Genomic DNA, 17,777 nt, shown 5'->3' with positions numbered 1-17,777 from the left:
GCGGCCGCCGCTACGGCGCCTTGTCCGCGAGCAGGTCCTCCTCCACCCGGTCGAGCGCCTTGCGCACGGCGCCGATGGCCACGCCCCGCTCCCCCAGCGTGCTCAGGGCGATGCGCGGGACGTGCAGGGTCATGGGGTGCAGCCGCTCCTCGAGCAGCGGCACCAGGTGGTGGCCGACGGGGGTCGCGCCGCCGGTCAGCACGATCAGTTCCGGGTCGACGGCGAGCGCGAGCGCCGCGATACCCGGGGCGAGCCGGTCGGCGAAGTCCGCGACGGCGGCCAGCGCCTTCGGGTCTCCGCCGTCGGCCGCGCGGGCCAGCGCGGCGACCTCGGACTCGCCGGGGCGCCGCCCGTCGGAACCCGCGGGCCACTTCAGGGCCTCCTGGGCGGTGCTCATGCCGAGCAGCGGCAGCATGCCGAGTTCGCCCGCGCCGCCGCGCCTGCCCCGGTGGAGCCGCCCGCCGATGGTGAGGCTGCACGAGACGCGGTGTCCGGTCAGGACGCAGACGACGTCGCCCGCGAGGGTGGCGGCGCCCTGCCAGCGCTCGGCGAGCACCGCGAGGTTCACGTCGTTCTCGACGAGGGTGTGGCCCGGTACGCCGTCCTGGAGCAGCCGTCCGAGGTCGACACCGGACCACTCGGGCACCACCACGGACGTCACGACGCCGCCCTTGTCGACGACGCCGGGCACGCCCACGCAGCGGGCGAGGACGGCGGCGCGGCGCGGGGCGTGGGCGTCGAGGAAGGTCTCCGTGCCGTGCCGCAGCAGGTCGAGGCGGGCGCTGCCGCCCAGTTCGGGGTCGATGTCGCTGCGCCGGGCGGCCAGGACGGTGCCGCCGAGGTCGGCGAGGAGCAGCACCATCTTGTGCAGCCCTATGTCGGCGCCGAGGACGTATCCCGCTTCCGTGCGGAAGCGGAAGCGGCGTGCGGGGCGGCCCGGCGCGCGCTCCCCCGTCTCCTCGGCGGACTCGCCGACGAGCCCCCGTTCGGCCAGTTCCTCGACGGCGGCTTCCACGGTGGGCCGGGAGAGGCCGGTGCTCGCGGCGAGTTCAGCCAGGGTGCGGGGGCTGCGGTGGTGCAGGGCGCGCAGCACGACGGTGGTGTTCAGCCGCCGCAGGGCGATCAGATCGTGCCCTCGTGCCGCGTTTCGCATCAGTCCTCACCCCGGGTCCGCGCCGCGGCGGCCCGGCTGACGGGCCACGACGTCCGACGCCGCACGGAATTGGGGAGGAGACTTGCATAACCGTCGCGGCCGGGGAACCCCTCCGGCAACGGTCGTTCGACGGGGCCGTTCGGCCGAACTCAGTCGAAGTACGTTTCCAGCGTGCCCCTGCGGCGTACGTCGAGGGTCGCGCAGTGGAACGACCCGCCGAACGGCGCGTAGTGGAGCAGGTCGCAGGGGATCGGCTCGAACCCCCAGGCCTCGAGCGCGCGCAGCATGCCTGTGTGGTGCCGCTCCGCGATCACCCTTTTCTCGTCGAGCATGAGCACGTTCATGCTGAGCCACTTGCCGCACATCGAGGTCATTTTCAGGACGCGTTCGTCGATCGGCTCGGGCTCCGGGGCGATCAGGACGTCCCACGAGCTCAGCACGTCGGGGAGGCGGTCGACATCGACGTATTCGGGATTGACGAGCACCTTGCCGGGCGCGAGCAGCACGAACGTGGTGTCGATGTGCATGGGCGTAGGGCAGCGGCTCTCGATCTCGTGGATGCGGTACTCGGGTCCGAGATGGCGGCGCAGCCATTCGATGCCCATCAGGTTGGTGACGTTGCTCCGCGTCACGAAGAGGTCGCGGCCCGCGCGCATGAAGTCCGCGGCGTCGAAGACCGGCTCGAACTCGGTGAGGACGTAGCGCATGGGCTCGCCCTTCTTCGGCGGGCGGAAGTCCTTCTCGAACAGGGCGTCGGTCAGCTGGGGCTTCGGTGCGGACGTCCAGCGGGCGCCGCGCCGGAAGTAGTCCTTGAGGAGTTCGCGGTAGGAGTACGTCTCGAAGTACCGGCACGGCCAGGCCATCGGCGTCTCGATGATCTCGTCGCCGACGACGAGCATGCCGTCCCTGGGACAGGCGTTGCAGAAGCCGCGTGACGTCCAGTCAGGGGTGGCGAAGTCCCGCTTGTGCTCGACGGCGGCCGGGCGGGTGACGGTGACGCCGAGGGACTCCAGGAGTTCGACGAAGCCGTCGAGTTCGGCCTGCGCGGGTTCGGTCAGGCGCTTCGGGTACGTGTGGCCCGCGGCGAGACCTTGCAGGCGGGCCGCCCAGGGCGGGATGTTGCAGGCCACGACGGGGTGGCTGGACGGGATCGTCGCGCCGTCGAGGCGGCCGACGACGACTTCCTCCAGCGGATCCCACTCGTTGTGTGAACCGACGGGCGATACGGGCGTCTCGCGCACTGGAGCCATGGCTCTTCGTCTACCACGTGTTGCGCGTCTCATTCGACAGACGTGGCCGGACTGTGAAGATCCAGGCAGGGGTACGCGCGCCTGTTGTGCCCGGATGGGGCAGGATGACGTCCGCGCCGGGTGGAGCTCCTGGAGGCAGTCGTCGTGACTCCCCATGTCGTGCTCCCGCCTCGGCGTGACCGCACTCCCCGAATCGAGCAGGTACCCACGTGACGACACATCACATACGTCGTATGCAGGCGCGTATGCAGCCGCACTCCCCCCGGGCGACGGGAGCGGACCGATGACCCGTGCGCTCACACTGCACGACTGGATCGCGGCGGGCATCGCCGTGGCCGCGGGTGTCGCGGCCGGACTGCTGCTCCGCGCGCTTTTGCGGTGGCTCGGCGAGCGGGCCAGCAGGACCCGGTGGAGCGGCGACGACGTCATCGTCGACGCGCTGCGCACCCTCGTGCCCTGCGCGGCCATCACCGCCGGACTCGCCGCCGCGGCGGGCGCGCTGCCCCTCACGCCGCGCACCGGCCGCAACGTGACCACGGCGCTCACCGCGCTGCTCATCGTGGCGGCCACGCTGACGGCGGCCCGGATCGTCACGGGCCTGGTCAGGAGCGTGGCACAGTCCCGCTCCGGCGTCGCGGGGTCGGCCACGATCTTCGTGAACATCACGCGGGTCGTCGTGCTCGCGATGGGCTTCCTCGTCGTCCTGCAGACCCTCGGCATCTCCATAGCCCCGCTGCTGACCGCGCTCGGCGTCGGCGGTCTCGCGGTCGCCCTCGCCCTCCAGGACACGCTCGCCAACCTCTTCGCGGGCGTGCACATCCTCGCCGCGAAGACCGTGCAGCCGGGTGACTACATCCAGCTCAGCAGCGGCGAGGAGGGGTATGTCGTCGACATCAACTGGCGCAACACGACCGTGCGTCAGCTCTCCAACAACCTCGTCATCATCCCCAACGCCAAGCTGGCGAGCACCAACATGACGAACTACAGCCGCCCCGAGCAGGAGCTGTCGATCACGGTGCAGGTCGGGGTGAGTTACGACAGTGACCTGGAGCAGGTCGAGAAGGTCACGACCGAGGTCGTGGACGAGGTGATGACCGAGATCACGGGTGCGGTGCCCGACCATGAGGCGGCCATCCGCTTCCACACCTTCGGCGACTCACGGATCAGCTTCACGGTGATCCTCGGCGTCGGGGAGTTCAGCGACCAGTACCGCATCAAGCACGAGTTCATCAAGCGCCTGCACCAGCGCTACCGCGCGGAGGGCATCCGGGTGCCCGCTCCCGCGCGCACGGTGACGGTGCAGCAGGGGGAGCTGCCACCGCCGCTGGGGATCCCGCATCAGCGCGACGCGTCGATTTCGACGCTCCACTGAGAGCCGGCGCCGCACTGAGAGCCGACGCTCCACTGGGAGTCGTACAGGTCCTCTGTCGGCCGAGTGGCGGACCTCTCGGTGGCGGGTCTCCGGGCCCCGTGTTCCACTCGCGGGCATGGGGCACGACCACGGTCCGTCCGCGGCCACGGCGGGCGGCACGCTCAGCGGCACGTACCGCAGCCGGCTGCTGTGGACCATCGGCATCAGCGCGTCGATCACCGTCATCCAGGTGGTCGGCGCCCTGCTGTCCGGCAGCCTCGCGCTGCTCGCGGACGCGGCGCACAGCCTGACCGACGCGGTCGGCGTGTCGCTCGCGCTCGGCGCGGTCACCCTCGCCCAGCGCGCCCCGACGCCGCGGCGCACGTTCGGTTTCTACCGGGTGGAGATCTTCTCCGCGGTCCTGAACGCGCTGCTCCTCGTCGCCATCTTCGTCTGGGTCCTGTGGTCGGCGATCGGCCGGTTCAGCGAACCGGTGGAGGTCAAGGGCGGCCTGATGTTCGTGGTCGCCGTGGGCGGTCTCCTCGCCAACCTGGTGGGGCTGTGGCTGCTGCGGGACGCGAAGGACAAGAGCCTGAACCTGCGCGGCGCGTATCTGGAGGTCCTCGGCGATGCGCTCGGCTCTGTCGCGGTGATCGTGGGCGGCCTGATCATCCTCCTCACCGGGTGGCAGGCCGCCGACCCCGTCGCCTCGATCGTCATCGGCCTGCTGATCGTGCCGCGCGCGTACGGGCTGCTGCGGGACTCCGTGCACGTCCTGCTGGAGGCGACCCCGCAGGACGTCGACCTCGACGAGGTGCGGAGGCATCTGCTCGCGGAGCGCGGCGTGGTCGCCGTGCACGACCTGCACGGCTGGACCGTCACCTCCGGGATGCCGGTGCTCACCGCGCACGTGGTGGTCACGGAAGCGGCGCTGGCGGACGGGTACGGGGAGCTCCTCGGCCGGTTGCAGGGGTGCGTCGGCGGCCACTTCGACGTGGCGCACTCGACGCTGCAGCTGGAACCGGAGGACCACCGCGAGGAGGGCGGGGCGCTGCACACCTGAGCGTCGACCCGGCCTCCGCTCAGCCCTCCCGCCGGGCTCCGGCCCCGAAGGCCGCGGCCACCGCGTCCCTCACCTCGGCCTCGCCGGGCGCGGCGACGCCCCGCTCGGCGGCCATCTCGGCGAGGGAGGTCATCGCCACGTCGGGCAGCCCGCAGGCCGTGAAGCGGGTGAACTCGTCGAGGTCCGAGGTGATGTTGAGGGCGAACCCGTGGCTGGTCACGCCGCCGCGGATGCGCATGCCGATCGACACCAGCTTGTCGTGGCGCGGCGTCCACACGCCGACGAGGCTCTGGGCGCCGGAAGGGGTGTCGCGCCGCACCGCTTCGAAGCCGAGGGCCCCGACCGCGTCGATGAGCGCGTTCTCGACCCGACGCACGATGTCGCCGGGCCCGCGCTCTCGTAGGTTGAGGATGAGATATCCGACGAGCTGACCGGGCCCGTGATACGTCGCCTGCCCGCCGCGGTCGACCTCGACGAGGGGGATGGGCGAGTCGGCGCGGGGCAGCTCTTCGGGCGGGGTACGGGTGCCGTACGTGATCACGGGCGGATGCGTGAGGAGAACGAGCCGGTCACCGATGACCCCGGCCCGCCGCTGCTCGACCCACCCGCGCATCGCGTCCATGGCATCGAGGTAGGGAACCTCACCGAGATCTACACGCTCCAACTCCACCGCACCCACGCGACTCCCTCCGGCGGTCACGTCCATACGCGCACGTCCACGCACACCAACCGACCCGTGAGTCCGCGCATTCCCCCTTCCCCACGTCCCGCTGCTCCCAGGCGGCGGACTGTCTCGGCGGACTCGGTCCGGAGGGGCGAGTCCTCCGAGGGAACCTGCCCGGGTCCCGCGGAGGCTGCTTCCAGCAGGGCGTTCCGCAGCTCGAGGTGCGGAGACTCAGCGCGTCGGTTCCTCCATGTCCGAGGTCCGCTCCCTATGTTGATGCGCGACAGAACGAACGGGCAGCACCTGGACAGGGAAGCCACATTGAAGTCGACACCGCAGCACCTCAGGCACGCCTCGGCCCTCTCCGGGGCCGCCGCCGCCCTCTTGCTCCTGACGGCCGCCCCCGCCACCGCGACCACGCCGACACTCACCGCGCAGGCCTCGGCGAGCAACGTGCGGGTCTCGGAGGAGTTCCACGTCTCCGGTGAGAGCCGCGACATGCCGGCCGGCACGCCGGTCACCCTGGAGCAGAGGCAGGGCACCCAGTGGGTACCGCTGCCCGCCTCGGTGAACACCACGCCGCGGGGGACGTACAAGATGCGGGTGGTCCTGGGACGCGAGGGCCGCAACGCACTGCGTGTGACGGGCGGCGAGGCGGTCTCGCCGGTGGTGCATGTGACGGTGCGGCCCCTGGAACGGTGACGCGGACGACGTGGGGGCAGAGCCACCCCAACTACCTTTGTCAGTGGGGGCGTTGAGGGGCCTGTTGCTGTTGACGTGTGCGTGACCGCGTTTCAGGATGGAGGGCTCCCCACTCGGGGAGACAGGGAGCCCCCACACCCCCGCGGAGACCACAGTGCGCTTGTCCTCATGGTTCGGCGGCCTCGCCGCCACCGTGCTCACCCTCACCGTTCTCCCCGTCTCCGCCGTCCGCGCGGACACCTCCGAGCCCCCGCCGCCCCTGGAGATCCCGGCCGCCCGACTCGCCGAAGCCCTGCACTGCGGGACGGAGTCGGGCGAGCTGCGCGGCGCCAGTGACAAGCCCACCGTCCTCTTCGTGCCCGGCACCGGCCTCAAGGGCGAGGAGAACTACGCCTGGAACTACATGGCCGAGCTCAAGAAGAAGGGCTACCAGTCCTGTTGGGTGGACTCCCCCGGGCGCGGGCTCAGGGACATGCAGGAGTCCGTCGAGTACGTGGTGTACGCGACGCGCGCCATCCACGAGGCCACCGGACGCAAGGTCGACCTCGTCGGGCACAGCCAGGGCGGGCTCCTCACGGCCTGGGCCCTGCGGTTCTGGCCGGACCTGCCGGGGCGGGTGGAGGACATGGTGACGTTGGGCTCCCCGTTCCAGGGGACCCGTCTCGCCAGTCCCTGCCGTCCGATCGCCGAGGTCGCGGGCTGCCCGGCGTCGGTGCTGCAGTTCGCCCGTGACTCGAACTGGACGAAGGCTCTCGGCGCCGACGGCACGCCCATGCCGACGGGCCCCTCGTACACCACCGTCCACTCGTACGCCGACGAGTCCGTGGTCGCCGACGGGCAGGCCCCGTCCCTGCCGGGCGCGCACCGCATCGGCGTCCAGGACATCTGTCCGGGTCGGCCGTGGCCGACACACATCGCCATGGTCGTGGACCAGGTCAGCTACGACCTCGTCGCCGACGCCGTCGACCACCCGGGCCCCGCCGACGCCGATCGTATCGACCGCGCGCACTGCGCCAAGGCGGTCATGCCGCTCAACAGCGAGGAGGCCGTCAACGCGCTCCCCGGTCTGCTGAACTACCCGATCGAGCTGCTGATCCACAGTCAGCCGTGGCTGAAGGAGGAGCCCATGCTGCGTGAGTACGCGCGGTAGGGCTCATCCGCTTCCCCGGGCGGGCTGCCTCACGCCGGAAGCGGGATGACCGTCCGGTACTTTCCGCCGGACGCCTGCTTGGGCGGTTCCTCCGCCCGCTCCACGGTGACGTTGTCCAGCTTGTTGTCGGCGAGCAGGTGCGTCAGACCGTCATGGGCCTTGCGCCACACGTGGTCCGCGTCGGCGCCGGGCGCCTTGACCATGCGTACCCGCAGCGTCGCCGGAGCGGTCTGCTCGATCTGGAAGAGCTCCACGCCCGGCATGCGGTCGAACAGGCTGCTGAAGGCCAGCGGGGTCAGCCGGACGTCCTCGCCGCGGCCGGACGGGAAGGTGAGGATGTCGCCGGCGCGGCCCTGGACGCGGATCGCGGGGGACGACGTGCCGCACGGGCAGGGGTCGGGGCGGAGCATGACGCTGTCGCCGAGGTCGTAGCGGAGGAACGGCTGTACGCGGTTGGCGAGGTTGGAGATCAGGACCGTGTGCGAGAACTCGCCGGGCGGGGTGGGCCGGTGGTCCTCGTCGACGGGTTCGAGCACGGCCCAGTCGTCGTTGACGTGGTACCAGCCCTCGGCACAGCCGTGGCTGAGGTAGGTGCACTCCGTCGCGCTGTACATCGTGCGCACCTTGGCGCCGAAGGCCCGCGCGATGCGGTCGGTGTCGCTGTCGGTCATCGTCTCGCCGGCGGGCTCGACCAGCACCGGGTCGATGTGCAGTCGGCCCGCCTCCTGTTCGGCGGTGAGCAGCATGATCGTGCTCGCGTAGCCGATGACGAAGGCCGGGCGGTACTCGTTGAGCCGGTCGACGAGGTGTGGGAGCGGTTCGTGCACGGAGAACGCCCGGAGCAGCCTGCTGCGGCCGCCGCCCTCCTGGGACATGCGGGAGTAGCCGGCGAAGCCCACGTAGTGCCCGTCGGTGGCGACGAGTTGGGCGAAGCGGCCGCCGTGGACCACGGCGCGGGCGATGCCGAGCGGGCCGAGCCAGGAGGCGAGCACCCGGGAGGACACGGCGGAGGACACGTTCATGTACCGGTCGTCGAGCACGAAGAGGCCGCGCCTGCCGCTGGTCCCCGAGGTGGTGGCGACCAGGTACCGGCCGAGGAAGCGGCGGCCGATCAGGTCGGGGTCGTCCGTGAACGCGCGGACCTTCTCGAAGGTGATGTCCCGGTCGGTCGCCCAGTCGTCGAAGCGGTCCATCAGTTGCTTCTTGTCGGTGACCGGCAGCAGCGTCGGGTCGTCGACCCGTTCGGGCAGACCGCGGTAGAGCTCGCGGTAGTACGGCGACGCGGAGCGGGCGCAGGCCACCAGGTCCGCCAGCCGGTCGCCCCGGCGCCGCGCGACCGCGGCCGCGCCCTGCTTGCGGGCCTTGCGGATGTCCCGCGTCAGCCACGCCATGCTCTCGCTCATCGTCCTGTGCTCCTTCGGTGGCAGCTCCGGCCCGCGGCCGGCTTGCCGGGGGGCAGCGGGCGCCCATGCCACGACCTTCGCGGATGGGCCGCGGAACAGCACACCTTGAACAAGGCATAGTCACCCCAAAAGGTGACAACCCCGCCCCGCGGGGCTCGCGATGGCCCGATAGCGGCCACGGAGCCCGCGGCGGCCCGCAAGCGCGCCCGTACTGATCGTGTGGCCAACTGCCGCCGATTCACACGGGTCCGGTTCCGGCCACTCCACGCCCGCGCGCCGGCCCCGCCGTCACCCCCGTACCGATGCCCCCACGTGGGACGCGGACCCTTCGGAGACCGGATCAAGACCCATCCCGACAGATCGATGCAGCAAGAAAACAACAGGCCAGAATCGGAGCACCGATCATTGGACACCAACGTCCGGCAGGGGAAACCGATCGTTTCCGTTTCATTGCCATAAGGGGAAGGAATAGCGCAGGCCAGCGCGGGGCGGAAGCATGAAACCAATGGAGCGTAATGATCCCGCAAAGATTGAAGAAGCTTCGGTCGAGCCCGGTTCCAGGAGACCTCGACCGGATCCGGAGCGCGGGTGCCGCCGACGCCGCCGGTCGGCGCACCCTTCTGACCTGCTGCTGTGCCCGGCGTGATCCACCGAAGTCGGCATATGCCGACGTCCGAGGCCGATCGCGGCGAGATGCCGACCGACACATCGTTAAGCATTCATATTGAAATTTACCCTAAACTTGCCGCTCGGCTTTTGATCACGCAAGAATCCCCGCATAAAGCATGGGGAATGTCTTATTCCGCCCTGGTGCCGGTATATCGACGTTGCCCTTTAAACTTTGAGCTGCGCATGATCAGGAGCGGCTGTGCTATACGGCGACACCGTTGTCAGCGCTCCTGGCGAAGGGATTGATCTTGTCTTTCTCCCCCCCACCCCAACCGTCGGACCCATGGATACGTCGATTCCGGCCCCGGCCTGAAGCCGACGTGCGTCTGGTCTGCTTCCCCCACGCGGGCGGCTCGGCCTCCTACTTCCACCCCCTCGCGCAGTCCCCCACCCTGCTGCCCGACACCGAGGTCCTCGCGGTGCAGTACCCGGGACGGCAGGACCGGCGCAGGGAGCGGCTCCTGGACAGCGTCCCCGAGACGGCCGACCGGATCGCCGAGGCCCTCGCGCCGTTCGGCGACCGCCCGCTGGCGTTCTTCGGGCACAGCATGGGCGCGGTGCTCGCTTTCGAGGTCGCGCAGCGGCTGCGGGAGGGCGCCATCGGCGAGCCCCGCGCGCTGTTCGTCTCGGGCCGTCGGGCGCCGTCCCTCCACCGCCGCGGCACCGTGCACCTCCTCGACGACGCCGACCTGGTCGGTGAACTGCGCAGGGCCGGCGGCACGGACCCGCGGTTCCTCGACGACGAGGAGCTGCTCGCGGAGATCATCCCGGTCGTCCGCAACGACTACCGCGCGGTCGAGCTGTACCGGTGGACGCCGACGTCCCCGCTGAGCTGTCCCCTCACCGCCCTGGTGGGCGACCGGGACCCGCAGGCCCCGCTCGACGACGTCGAGGCCTGGCGGCAGCACACCGAGGGACCGTTCGACCTCAAGGTCTTCTCCGGCGGCCACTTCTACCTCAACACGCACCAGCGGGGCGTCGCGGACGTCATCTCCAAGACCCTCGCCGACCGTGCGCAACGACCCGCGACGGCAAGGGGGAACGCGCGATGAGGTACGAGATGCTGGGCCCGCTCCGGATCAAGGACGGCGACGACTACGCCACCATCAACGCGCAGAAAGTGGAGATCGTCCTCACGGTCCTCCTCATCCGCGCCGACCGGCTGGTCTCCCTGGAGCAGCTGATGCGGGAGATCTGGGGCGAGGATCTGCCGCGGCGCGCGACCGCCGGGCTGCACGTGTACATATCCCAGTTGCGCAAGTTCCTGAAGGCCCCAGGCACCGCGGGCAATCCGGTCGAGACACGGGCGCCGGGCTACGTGCTGCACAAGAACCCCGAGGACCGGATCGACGCGCAGGACTTCCCCGAACTGGTCGACGTGGGCCGGTCGTTGCTCAGAGAGAAGCGCTACGACGACGCCGCGTCCTGTTTCGGGCAGGCGCTCGCCCTGTGGCGCGGGCCGATCCTCGGGCAGGGCGGGAACGGCCCGGCCGCCAACGGCCCCATCGTCGACGGCTTCTCGACCTGGCTGACCGAGATCCGCCTCGAGTGCCAGGAGATGCTGGTCGAGTGCCAGCTCCAGCTCGGCCGGCACCGGGAGGCCGTGGGCATGCTGTATGCCCTGACAGCCGAGAACCCGATGTGCGAGGCGTTCCACCGTCAGCTCATGCTGGCGCTCTACCGCTCCGAGCGACAGGCGGACGCGCTGAAGGTGTACCAGTCGGTCCGCAAGACGCTCAACGACGAGCTGGGGCTCGAACCCGGGCGCCCGCTGCAGGACCTGCAGCGGGCCATCCTCTCAGGTGACATGGACCTGATAACTCCACCGCTCGCGATGTCCGGTCACTGACGGATCGGGGGCGCGTCCGGCGAGTCGTACGTATGCGGAGGAGACGTACGTGCTCAGAAGGCGCACCGCAGGTGCTTGATGCCCTCGATGAAGCTGGAGTCCAGTCTGCGGGGCTGCCCCACGGCACGGATGTGGGGCAGCGCCGCGAGCAACTCCCGGTAGAGGACGGTGATTTCCATCCTGGCGAGGTGGGCGCCGAGGCAGACGTGCGGGCCCACCGCCCCGAAGGTGATGTGATTGTTCGTGCCACGCGTGATGTCGAAGCGGTACGGGTCCGGGAAGATGCTCTCGTCCCGGTTGCCCGACCAGTAGAACAGGAAGATGCGGTCGCCCCTGCGGAACCGGTGGCCGTTCATGTCGCAGTCGCGGGTGGCGACGCGGCGCATCCAGTTGATGGGCGTGGAGACCCGGAGGATCTCCTCGACGGCGTCCTTCGCGTACGTCTCGAAGTCCGAGAGCAGCAGCTGCTTCTGCTCGGGGTGTTCGGTCAGCAGCACCAGGGCGTGCGAGATGGCGTTGCGGGTGGTCTCCATCCCCGCGATGACGAGCAGGATGAAGAACGACACGAGTTCCTGGCGGGTCAACTGTTCGCCGTCCGCCCGCACTTGGACGAGCTTGGTGATCAGGTCGTCGCCGGGCGCGGCGAGCCGCTCCTCCCGGAGATCCGCGATGTAGTCCCCGAGTTCGCGGGACGCCTCAATGACGGCACGCTCGGAGTCGGCGCGGTCGGGCACGTAGTCCGGGTCGAGCGGCCCCACGATCGTGTTGGACCGGTCGAAGAGGAAGTCGTGGTCCGACTCGGGGATCCCCATCATCTCGCTGAGTACGGCGATGGGCATCTCCGCGGCGACGGGCCTGATGAAGTCGCCAGGCCCCCGCGCGACGAGGTCGGCGATGATGCGCCGCGCGGTGCGCGTCGCCACGGCCTCGAACTCGGGGATCATGTTGCGGCCGAAGGAGCGCGACACGATGCGGCGCAGCCGGGAGTGTTCCGGGTTGTCCATGTTGATCATCGAGCCGTAGTACTCGTCCAGTTCGGGCGGCAGACCGATGATCGTGGTCGCACCGTCGGAGGAGAAGTCCTGCGGCCTGCGGCTCACCTCCGCGATGTCCGCGTACTTCACCAGCGCGTGGTACCCGAAGGCGAACGGCACGCCCGGCATGCTCTGCTGGACGAACGCCGGATGCGGCAGCCCACGCATCTCCTCGAACAGCGCCACGCGTTCCTCGTACGGCCGCGCCCAGAACGACGGGTCGACCAGGTCGGGGAATGTGGCGGCCGGCTTGTTATCCGTGATGGGCACGATGCCTCGCTTCGCGTTGTCCGGACCGACACCGGGACACCCTGGCAGGGGGGTCTTAAGCGTTCCTAAGAACCCCGGCGGAGTGACGCGGGGGGCGCGCCCCGCAGCAGGACTCGCCCTGGGGAAAAGCCGAGTATTAGGAGGGCTTTAGCGTCGTCGACGAGTCTGCCGTCCGGCGGGGGCCCCGCCGATCTCGCGGAGAGGGCGGTTGTCACCGGGATGGCGCACACCGAAGAGAAGCTTCTTGACTACCTCAAGCGTGTCACCGCGGACCTGCGTCAGACCGAACGCCGGTTGCAGGACGTCGAGTCGGCGGGCCACGAACCGATCGCCGTCATCGGCATGGCATGCAGACTGCCGGGCGGGGTCCGGTCCCCCGAGGAATTCTGGGAGCTGATCTCCACGGGCGGCGACGCCGTCGCCCCGCTGCCCGGCAACCGCAACTGGGACCTGGACGCCCTGTACGACCCCGACCCGGAGAGCACCGGCACCAGTTACGTCCGCGAGGGCGGCTTCGTCTACGACGCCGGCGAATTCGACCCCACCTTCTTCGGCATCGGCCCCAGCGAGGCCCTGGCCATGGCACCGCAGCAACGCCTCGCCCTGGAAACGGCATGGGAGGCCATCGAGCGCGCCGGCATCGATCCGCTGAGTCTGCGAGCCAGCGCCACCAGCACCTTCATCGGCTGCGACGGCCTCGACTACGCCCTGGGCGCATCCGAGGTGCCCGAGGGAACGGCGGGGTACTTCACCATCGGCAACTCCGGCAGCGTCACCTCGGGCCGCGTCGCCTACACCCTGGGCCTCGAAGGCCCCGCCGTGACGGTCGACACCGCCTGCTCCTCGTCGCTGGTCTCCCTCCACCTCGCCGCCCAGGCCCTGCGCACGCACGAGTGCGCACTGGCTCTCGCAGGCGGTACGTACGTGATGTCCTCGCCCGCTCCCCTGATCGGCTTCAGCGAGCTGCGCGGCCTGGCCCCCGACGGCCGGTGCAAGCCCTTCTCCGCGGGCAGCGACGGCATGGGCATGGCGGAGGGCACCGGGGTGGTCCTCCTGGAGCGCCTCTCCGACGCGCGCCGGAACGGTCACAAGGTTCTCGCGGTCATACGTGGCTCCGCGGTGAACCAGGACGGCGCCAGCAACGGTCTGACCGCGCCGAACGGCCCCTCGCAGGAGCGTGTCATCCGCGCCGCCCTCGCCAACGCCCGCCTGACCGCCGAGGACATCGACGCCGTGGAGGCCCACGGCACGGGCACGACCCTGGGCGACCCCATCGAGGCCGGTGCCCTCATCGCCGCGTACGGGCTGGAACGCCCCGAGGACCGGCCGCTGTGGGTCGGCGCCGTGAAGTCCAACATCGGGCACACGCAGATCGCGGCGGGCGTGGCGGGCGTCATCAAGATGGTCATGGCGCTCCAGAACGACCTGCTGCCCGCCATCCTCCACGTCGACGCGCCCTCGCCCCACGTGGAGTGGGCCGGCAGCGGGCTGCGCCTGCTCACCGAGCCGGTGAAGTGGCCTCGCGGCGAACGCCCGCGCCGGGCGGGGGTGTCGTCGTTCGGCTTCTCCGGGACGAATGCGCATCTGCTTCTGGAGGAGGCGCCGGGGGAGGGTGCGGCGGAGGTGGAGGCGGCTGGTGTTGTCTCGTCGGTGGCGGATGGTGCGGTGGTGCCGTGGGTGGTTTGCGGGCGGACGTCTGAGGCGTTGCGGGCGCAGGCAGGGCGGCTGGGTGCGCTCGTCGCGGGTGGTGTGGAGGCGTCGCCGGGTGAGGTGGGGTGGTCGCTGGTCACGACGCGATCGGTGTTCGAGCACCGGGCCGTGGTGGTGGGCCGGGGGCGGGAGGAGCTGGTGGCCGGAGTTGCCGCGCTGGCCAGGGGTGAGGTGTCGGCGGATGTGGTGGCCGGTGCGGCCACATCGGCCGGGGCGGGGCCGGTGCTGGTCTTTCCCGGGCAGGGCTCGCAATGGGCGGGCATGGGCGCGCAGCTGCTGGAGGAGTCGCCCGTCTTCGAGGCCCGGATCGGTGAGTGTGAGCGGGCGCTGTCGGAGTACGTGGACTGGTCGTTGACGGAGGTGTTGCGCGGGGACGGCGGTGAGCTGTCGCGGGTGGAGGTCGTGCAGCCGGTGTTGTGGGCGGTGATGGTCTCGCTCGCCGCGGTGTGGGCGGATCAGGGGATCGTCCCGGCTGCGGTGATCGGGCATTCGCAGGGTGAGATGGCTGCCGCGTGTGTCGCGGGTGCGCTGTCGCTGGAGGATGCGGCACGGATCGTTGCGGTACGCAGCGACGCACTGCGGCAGCTTCAGGGACACGGCGACATGGCGTCCGTCGGCACCAGTGCAGAGCGGGTCGTCGAGCTGATCGGGGACCGGGCTGGTGTCTGCGTCGCGGCCGTCAACGGGCCGTCCTCCACGGTGATTTCTGGTTCGCCCGAGGATGTGGCGGCCGTTGTCGCGGACGCGGAGGCGGCCGGACTGCGGGCTCGGGTGATCGATGTCGGCTACGCCTCCCACAACCCCCAGATCGACGCACTGCACGACCTGCTCACCGACCGTCTGGCCGACATCCGACCCACCCCCACCGACATCGCCTTCTACTCCACCGTCACCGCCGAACGACTCGACGACACCACCGCCCTCGACACCGCCTACTGGATCACCAACCTCCGCCAGCCCGTCCGCTTCGCCGACACCGTCGAAGCGCTCCTCGCCGACGGCTACCGCCTCTTCATCGAAGCCAGCCCCCACCCCGTCCTCAACCTCGGCATCCAGGAGACCATCGAGCAGGCCGACGCGAGCGCCACCGTCGTCCCCACCCTGCGCCGCGACCACGGCGACACCGCCCAGCTCACCCGCGCCGCCGCCCAGGCCTTCGTCGCGGGTGCCGACATCGACTGGCGCCGCTGGTTCCCCACCGACCCCGCCCCCCGCACCATCGACCTCCCCACCTACGCCTTCCAACATCAGCACTACTGGCTCGAACACTCCACCCGCGCCGGAAAGACCCTCGCCGCCGAGCACAGTGTGGCCGAGGCGCAGTGGTGGCAGGCGGTCGACGAGCTCGACCTTGACCTGTTGGCGGAGACGTTGCGGTCACAGGAGGGCAGTGACGAAGCGGTGCGGGCGATGGAGCCCGCTCTGCCCGTGCTTCAGGGGTGGCGGCGTCGGCACCGGGAGCAGGCGACCATCGACTCCTGGCGCTACCGCGTCACGTGGAAGCACCTACCCGATACAGCCGACCCTCGACTCGACGGTGAGTGGCTGCTGTTCGTCCCGGACGGTCATGCGGAACATCCCGCCGTACGGGCAGCCGTCGACGCCTTGACCGAGCACGGCGCCGCCTCCGTCCGGCTGCACCCGGTGGAGGCCGGGCGGGTCCGGCGTGAGGAGCTGGCGGCCGTGGACACGTCCGGGCTCGCGGGGATCGTCAACCTGCTGCCCCTGGACGAGACCCCGCACCCCGAGCACGCGGCCGTGCCCGCCGGGCTCGCGGCGACCACCGCGCTCGTTCAGGCGCTCGGCGACACCGGCACGACCGTGCCGCTGCACACCGTCACGCAGGGCGCCGTCTCCACGGGCGCCACCGATCCGCTCACCCATCCGCTCCAGGCCCATGTCTGGGGGCTGGGGCGCGTCGCCGCACTGGAACACCCGCGTATGTGGGGCGGGCTCGTCGACCTGCCGGCCCGTGTCGACCGCCACACTCTCGCGGGCCTCGCCGCCGCGCTCCTCCCCCAGGACGAGGACCAGATCGCCGTCCGCGCCACGGGAACCCACACCCGTCGGCTCGTCCACGCCCCCGCCACCGCCTCGGGCAGCGGTGTGGGGTGGCAGCCGCGCGGCACCACGCTCATCACCGGTGGCACCGGTGGCATCGGCGCCGTCCTCGCCCGCTGGCTCGCCCGTGAAGGCGCCCCGCACCTGCTCCTCACCAGCCGCCGCGGCCCCGACGCCCCCGGCGCACAGGAACTCGCCGCCGAACTCCGCGGACTCGGCACCGCCGTCACCCTCACCGCCTGTGATGTCAGCGACCCGCGGCAGCTCCGCGATCTCCTCGACGGGACGCCGCCCGAGCATCCGCTGACCGCCGTCATCCACGCGGCGGGCATGACCGATCTGACGTCGATCGCCGATCTGACGACCGCCCGGCTGGACGACGTACTCGGATCGAAGTCCGACGCGGCCCGGAACCTGCACGAGCTGACACGGGACATGGATCTCACGGCGTTCGTGATGTTCTCGTCCGGTGCCGGAGTGTGGGGCAGCGGCCAGCAGGGCGCGTACGGCGCCGCCAACCACTTCCTCGACGCGCTCGCCGACCACCGCCGCTCCCAGGGCCTGCCCGCCACCTCCATCGCCTGGGGACCCTGGGCCGAGGCCGGCATGTCCGCGGACCCTGAGTCACTCTCGTACTTCAAGCGCTTCGGTCTGCTGCCGATCGGGCCCGACCTGTGTGTCAAGGCGCTGCATCAGGCGGTCGGCGCGGGCGACGCCACGCTGACCGTGGCGAACTTCGACTGGGCCACGTTCACTCCGACGTTCACCGCGCAGCGGCCGAGCCCGTTCCTCGACGACCTGCCGGAGAACCGGCGCGAGACCGAGCAGGGCGGTTCCGCGGCCGAGACCGGCGCATTCCGCGAGGAGCTCGCGAAGACGCCCGGGGCGCAGCGGCACGGCTTCCTCGTCCAGCACGTCAGGACACACGCGGCAGCCACGCTGGGCCGCACGGTGGAGGACATTCCGGCGGCGAAGCCGTTCCAGGAGCTCGGCTTCGACTCGCTGACCGCCGTCCAGCTGCGCAACCAGCTCAACGCCACGACCGGGCTCGCCCTGCCTCCCACGGTGATCTTCGACCACCCCACCTCCGAGTCCCTCGCATCGCACCTGCGCGCACAGTTGGGTGGTGACGGCGAGCCCACCGGTGAGGCCGGTGTGCTCGCGGCACTCGACAAGTGGGACGCGGCGTACGGCACGGCGGGCGTGAACGAGGCGGCCCGCAGACGCATCGTCGCGCGGCTCCACGTACTGGTCTCGAAGTGGAGCCCGGCGCAGAACGGTCCGGAGGGCGGCGAGTCCGGTCACGCAGACCTGGAGGCGGCGAGCGCGGACGACATCTTCGACCTCATATCCAACGAGTTCGGGAAGTCCTGAGCCTTCCGGGACCCCTGAGCCTTGGCCCCGCACACCTGTCCCCGCACCCGCTCGCCCACCCGCCCTCACAGCCC

General features: G+C 70.7%; 12 protein-coding genes. 7 read left to right on the top strand and 5 right to left on the bottom strand.

What is annotated here, in order from left to right; genetic code table 11:
• Window positions 1-10 precede the first annotated feature (10 nt).
• Window positions 11-1,153 carry an ROK family transcriptional regulator gene (locus DEJ47_RS33535; RefSeq protein WP_150174797.1) on the bottom strand — a complete coding sequence of 381 codons (1,143 nt, stop codon included), beginning with the start codon at window positions 1,151-1,153 and terminating at the stop codon, window positions 11-13.
• Between the two features lie 149 nt (window positions 1,154-1,302).
• Window positions 1,303-2,403 (bottom strand): amidinotransferase, encoded by a 1,101-nt coding sequence (locus tag DEJ47_RS33530; RefSeq protein ID WP_190415691.1) that lies wholly within the window; start codon window positions 2,401-2,403, stop codon window positions 1,303-1,305.
• Window positions 2,404-2,686: 283 nt separating this feature from the next.
• On the opposite strand from DEJ47_RS33530, the gene DEJ47_RS33525 reads away from it, so the two are divergent.
• Together DEJ47_RS33525 and DEJ47_RS33520 are read left to right on the top strand one after the other, a co-directional pair.
• The gene (locus DEJ47_RS33525; RefSeq protein WP_150174793.1) at window positions 2,687-3,775 is read left to right on the top strand and encodes a mechanosensitive ion channel family protein; all 1,089 of its coding nucleotides are present in this window, start codon (window positions 2,687-2,689) and stop codon (window positions 3,773-3,775) included.
• 115 nt (window positions 3,776-3,890) lie between these two features.
• Window positions 3,891-4,817 carry a cation diffusion facilitator family transporter gene (locus DEJ47_RS33520; RefSeq protein ID WP_150174789.1) on the top strand — a complete coding sequence of 309 codons (927 nt, stop codon included), beginning with the start codon at window positions 3,891-3,893 and terminating at the stop codon, window positions 4,815-4,817.
• 19 nt (window positions 4,818-4,836) lie between these two features.
• Here DEJ47_RS33520 and lipB read toward each other — a convergent pair whose 3' ends face one another.
• Window positions 4,837-5,523: a lipoyl(octanoyl) transferase LipB gene (lipB, locus tag DEJ47_RS33515; protein WP_150174786.1), complete on the bottom strand. Its 687-nt coding sequence runs from the start codon at window positions 5,521-5,523 to the stop codon at window positions 4,837-4,839.
• Between the two features lie 234 nt (window positions 5,524-5,757).
• Between lipB and DEJ47_RS33510 the strand changes: the two genes are divergently transcribed.
• Together DEJ47_RS33510 and DEJ47_RS33505 are read left to right on the top strand one after the other, a co-directional pair.
• Window positions 5,758-6,183 carry a hypothetical protein gene (locus DEJ47_RS33510; protein WP_223828594.1) on the top strand — a complete coding sequence of 142 codons (426 nt, stop codon included), beginning with the start codon at window positions 5,758-5,760 and terminating at the stop codon, window positions 6,181-6,183.
• Between the two features lie 154 nt (window positions 6,184-6,337).
• The gene (locus DEJ47_RS33505; protein WP_161235516.1) at window positions 6,338-7,333 is read left to right on the top strand and encodes an esterase/lipase family protein; all 996 of its coding nucleotides are present in this window, start codon (window positions 6,338-6,340) and stop codon (window positions 7,331-7,333) included.
• 29 nt (window positions 7,334-7,362) lie between these two features.
• On the opposite strand, the gene DEJ47_RS33500 is transcribed toward DEJ47_RS33505, so the two are convergent.
• Window positions 7,363-8,736 carry a phenylacetate--CoA ligase family protein gene (locus tag DEJ47_RS33500; RefSeq protein ID WP_150174780.1) on the bottom strand — a complete coding sequence of 458 codons (1,374 nt, stop codon included), beginning with the start codon at window positions 8,734-8,736 and terminating at the stop codon, window positions 7,363-7,365.
• Between the two features lie 989 nt (window positions 8,737-9,725).
• Between DEJ47_RS33500 and DEJ47_RS33495 the strand changes: the two genes are divergently transcribed.
• Window positions 9,726-10,457: a thioesterase II family protein gene (locus tag DEJ47_RS33495; RefSeq protein ID WP_223828593.1), complete on the top strand. Its 732-nt coding sequence runs from the start codon at window positions 9,726-9,728 to the stop codon at window positions 10,455-10,457.
• Window positions 10,454-11,254: an AfsR/SARP family transcriptional regulator gene (locus DEJ47_RS33490; protein WP_150174774.1), complete on the top strand. Its 801-nt coding sequence runs from the start codon at window positions 10,454-10,456 to the stop codon at window positions 11,252-11,254. Before DEJ47_RS33495 ends, DEJ47_RS33490 begins: the two co-directional genes overlap by 4 nt.
• A 53-nt stretch (window positions 11,255-11,307) precedes the next feature.
• On the opposite strand, the gene DEJ47_RS33485 is transcribed toward DEJ47_RS33490, so the two are convergent.
• The gene (locus DEJ47_RS33485; protein WP_150174771.1) at window positions 11,308-12,558 is read right to left on the bottom strand and encodes a cytochrome P450; all 1,251 of its coding nucleotides are present in this window, start codon (window positions 12,556-12,558) and stop codon (window positions 11,308-11,310) included.
• A gap of 219 nt (window positions 12,559-12,777) precedes the next feature.
• Here DEJ47_RS33485 and DEJ47_RS33480 point away from each other — a divergent pair, with 219 nt between their 5' ends.
• Complete coding sequence (locus DEJ47_RS33480; protein ID WP_150174769.1) at window positions 12,778-17,703, top strand: type I polyketide synthase; 4,926 nt, start codon at window positions 12,778-12,780, stop codon at window positions 17,701-17,703.
• Window positions 17,704-17,777 lie beyond the last annotated feature (74 nt).

The sequence above is a fragment of the Streptomyces venezuelae genome (assembly GCF_008642355.1).
In the GTDB taxonomy this organism is placed as follows: Bacteria; Actinomycetota; Actinomycetes; order Streptomycetales; family Streptomycetaceae; genus Streptomyces; species Streptomyces venezuelae_B.
This window is presented reverse-complemented; position numbering and strand designations above follow the sequence as displayed.

What these genes read in the sequence shown, in the direction of transcription:
- DEJ47_RS33490 (WP_150174774.1), top strand. Translation starts at nt 10,454, where the DNA reads ATGAGGTACGAGATGCTGGGCCCGCTCCGGATCAAGGACGGCGACGAC.
- DEJ47_RS33510 (WP_223828594.1), top strand. Translation starts at nt 5,758, where the DNA reads ATGCGCGACAGAACGAACGGGCAGCACCTGGACAGGGAAGCCACATTG.
- DEJ47_RS33535 (WP_150174797.1), bottom strand. Translation starts at nt 1,153, where the DNA reads ATGCGAAACGCGGCACGAGGGCACGATCTGATCGCCCTGCGGCGGCTG.
- DEJ47_RS33530 (WP_190415691.1), bottom strand. Translation starts at nt 2,403, where the DNA reads ATGGCTCCAGTGCGCGAGACGCCCGTATCGCCCGTCGGTTCACACAAC.
- DEJ47_RS33480 (WP_150174769.1), top strand. Translation starts at nt 12,778, where the DNA reads ATGGCGCACACCGAAGAGAAGCTTCTTGACTACCTCAAGCGTGTCACC.
- DEJ47_RS33500 (WP_150174780.1), bottom strand. Translation starts at nt 8,736, where the DNA reads ATGAGCGAGAGCATGGCGTGGCTGACGCGGGACATCCGCAAGGCCCGC.
- lipB (WP_150174786.1), bottom strand. Translation starts at nt 5,523, where the DNA reads ATGGACGTGACCGCCGGAGGGAGTCGCGTGGGTGCGGTGGAGTTGGAG.
- DEJ47_RS33520 (WP_150174789.1), top strand. Translation starts at nt 3,891, where the DNA reads ATGGGGCACGACCACGGTCCGTCCGCGGCCACGGCGGGCGGCACGCTC.
- DEJ47_RS33525 (WP_150174793.1), top strand. Translation starts at nt 2,687, where the DNA reads ATGACCCGTGCGCTCACACTGCACGACTGGATCGCGGCGGGCATCGCC.